This is a genomic window from Acutalibacter sp., from assembly GCF_056800975.1.
This window is the reverse complement of the sequence record NZ_JBQISV010000146.1, coordinates 1-3,398: the sequence shown is the minus strand read 5'-3', so window position 1 is coordinate 3,398 and position 3,398 is coordinate 1. Positions and strand designations below refer to the sequence as shown.

At 57.1% G+C, this 3,398-nt stretch carries 1 pseudogene; it reads left to right on the top strand.

Going from position 1 to position 3,398, the window contains the following annotated elements:
* A pseudogene (locus tag ACTO5E_RS10555) lies at positions 1–3,398 on the top strand (hypothetical protein); the annotation flags it as partial.

Here is a 3,398-nt window from a genome sequence, read left to right as displayed (position 1 = left end):
AGATGCAGGTTGCCCCCACAAACGACCCCACCAAGTTTATAGGCCTGATTAAGGCGAACCTGGGGGATATGAATGACACGGACCAAGTAACCGGCATTTATGGAGACCCCAAAAACAAGGCGGACTTTGACTATGCCCCAGGCTTCCGGGAGCTTGCCGCCCTGGTGAACATCAGAAAGAAGCCCTATCAGTATGGGATTGATTTGTGGAACGAGTTCAATAACGCCAACCATGGCAACAAGATTCGCTCTTTGGAGTGGGGCGTGGGCGGCTATATGGAGTCCCTCATCTACTATGACTTCGATGACGAGGACTGGAAGATCCAGGTGCTTAACGGCGGCTTCAACGCCGGAGGCGGGGCCAGCTGGTCCTGGCACAAAACCACCTGGGTGGGGCTCATTCCTTTTACCACCACGCTCTCTGTGGGCGGCACAGCCCAGATGAAAATGGACGCCCTGGCCGTCTCCTACTACGACCAGAAGTCGCAGAGCTATGGCATTGGCAACGATTTTCTCACCGAGCTTCGGCTGTACCTGTACCTTCGGCTGTTTGCCGGAGTGGGAATAGACTACTCCATTATTGCCTGTAAGCTGGGCATTTATGGACAAATCGATTTGGATATGAGCTTCCGCTGGCTGAACCGGCCCTATATGGACAGTAAGAGCACCATCATCAATACTGCCGACGGCAGCGACAACAAAGGGGACTATAACCTGGACGGCCAGCAATTCAAAATCAACGGCACAGTAGGCCTGGAATTTTTTGTAAAATTCCTGTTTGTAAAATATGAAAAAATCCTCTGGTCTGAGACCTTTAACCTGCTTGATGAAAAAACCAGAGACTGGAATCTGATTGACACCCGCTGGGAGGCAAACAAAAAGGCCAACCGCAAAACCATTGAGGATATGCTGAAAAGCGGTTCCCTCCAGCGGGAAGGCCTGGCCGGACAGCAGACCTACTCGCTGAACCTGGCCCCTGCTTTGGAGAGCCGGGACTATCTGGACAATGGGCCGCGGATGTGGGAGATGGGCGGCTACAGCCTGTTCTCTCTGGACCCGGAGGCTCAGCAGGGCCTGAAAAACCTGGAAACCAACACATACCCCTATGCAAACCCAGTGGTATCAGAGGACGGCGGCCTTGTGGCGTATATTACCGACTCGGGAAGCGAGAACGTAGAAGATACCCGCGTGGCTTACGCTATAAAAAATGGGACAACATACGAAAAGAAAGACGTTGTCAATGATGAGGGCTTTGGCGACAGCCAGCTCTCCCTCTCCGGCACAAAGGATTTCGCCGTTTCCGCATGGACCCGGCAGAATGTCAGCCTGAATAAGGAAGCGGATGCAACATTGACCGCTGAGGACCAGATGATGATGCTGGGCGGCACGGAGGTTTACGCGTCCATTTACCGGAACGGAAAATGGGATACAGAGCGCCTCACAGAGGATTCCTCCCCGGACCTGGCTCCTGTCACCGCCACGAACGGCAGCAGGGCTATTGTGGCCTGGCGGGCCGTATCGGCCAGCGGCAGGCAGGCTGCGGAAAGCGGGACCTCCTCCCCTAGCCTGACCAACTTTGACCAACAGGACATGATTCTCTACCGGGTATATAACGGGAGCCAGTGGGAGGACGCCCAGGTCCTGTACAACGGCACCGCCGGCGCGGTAAAGGGCATAACCGCCGCCATGCTGGAGGACGGCACAGCCGCAGTGGCCTATACCCTGGACAGCGACAGCCTGGACACCACTACGTCTGACCGGGAGATCGCCTATGCTGTCATCAACGCAGTTGACGGCTCCGCCTCCCGCAATGTCCAGGCCACCAACGACGGCTACCTGGATGAAAATCCCCAGCTCACCGCTGTAAAATTCTCCGCGGACAATGAGCGGTTTGTTCTGGGCTGGTATACCCAGCAGTCCGCATCCAGCGACCAGGCCATGGACGGCGGCGAAGCTGCCGCAGATGACAACACCTCAGACATCCGTCTGCTGGAATTTGACCGGACCGGGGCCACGGCCCAGCTTCTGCCCGATTCTCTGGACCAGATTGCCAGCGGACAGAACGCTTCTATCACCTCCAACTTCCGCTTTACCAAAAACGCGGAGACCATCAACGACCTGTCCACCCTGTGGGTGGAGCGGGCTGAGGAAGTCAGCAGCGAGGGGTCAGAAGCCCTGCCAGTGGAGAAGGACCTGCTCAAAGGCGTAAAGCTCTACACCTACGGCCAGAACAACGAGCTTGTGGGCTTTACCAGCGTGGTAAACATTGCGGACATGGCTGACAGCACGCTCATCGACCATTTTGACGCCTATGTCAGCAGCCCTGAGAACAACCAGGTCAAGGCGGTCATTCTGGGCACCACTTATGGCTCTCAGGGGACTGTCTCCCGGACGGCCCAGGCCGCAGGCGGCGAGACGGTCCAGGTTCGCCTTTCGTCCCAGACGTCCGCCATGTATACTGCCACAGCAGCCTATGAGGACCAGATCGCAGTGCCTGGGTTTATCCCGGATTATGACACCGTAAAGCTGGGCGCCAAAACCCAGATCGAGTTCACAGTGGAGAACCAGGGCATCCACGCGGTCAGCGATGTCAACGTGGACATTGGCGGAACCAAGACGCCGTTCTCCGGGCTGAACCTTTTGCCTGGAAGCAGCATCCGGCTCATGGCGGACTATCAGGTGCCGGACAACAAAGTTGTGGACCCCCAGTACACAGTGACCGCCACATTCAACGAAAACGCCGGGGCCACCGGCGCGGCCCAGACCCATAGCGGCAGCCGGGTCAATCCCCTGGCAAATCCTGCCGGGTCCAACACAGCCACCGGCACCCTCTATCTGAATTTACCGGATGTGGCCATCACCGAGGCGAAAATTGTCCGGGAGGAGGCAGGAGAGCGCACCATTCAGGTCAAGCTCAACAACCACTCGGACGCGGCCCTGATGGATTCCGGCCGCAGCGTCGAGCTCAGCTTCTACAGCGATGCATCCAGAGAAACGCCGGTCCAGGACCTGGCCCCTATTTCGATTACAGAGAACAACGACCTGGCCATGCTGGACGAAGGCGGCTATAGTGTACAAACCACCTTTGATGTGGCTCAATATGTGCAGTCTGACAGCGGCGAGGTGCGGGAAATCCCCGAGGGGGGCGTGACCATATACCTGCTGGCAGAGGTTCTGGAAAAAGACGAAGCTCTAGGCGAGCCTGACCCTCTTGACAACGCTGCGTCCATCACCTGCGAAAACCTGAAGCTGCGCACAGGTCAGGACGTGAGCATTACTCATGACGTGGCCGCAGACGGAGTCGGAAGCCAGGTGACCGTCAGCCTGCAAAACAACCGCCTGACAGAAACCCAGACTGGGAATGTCATCGTGACACTGCTGGACAGCGACGGCAAGGTG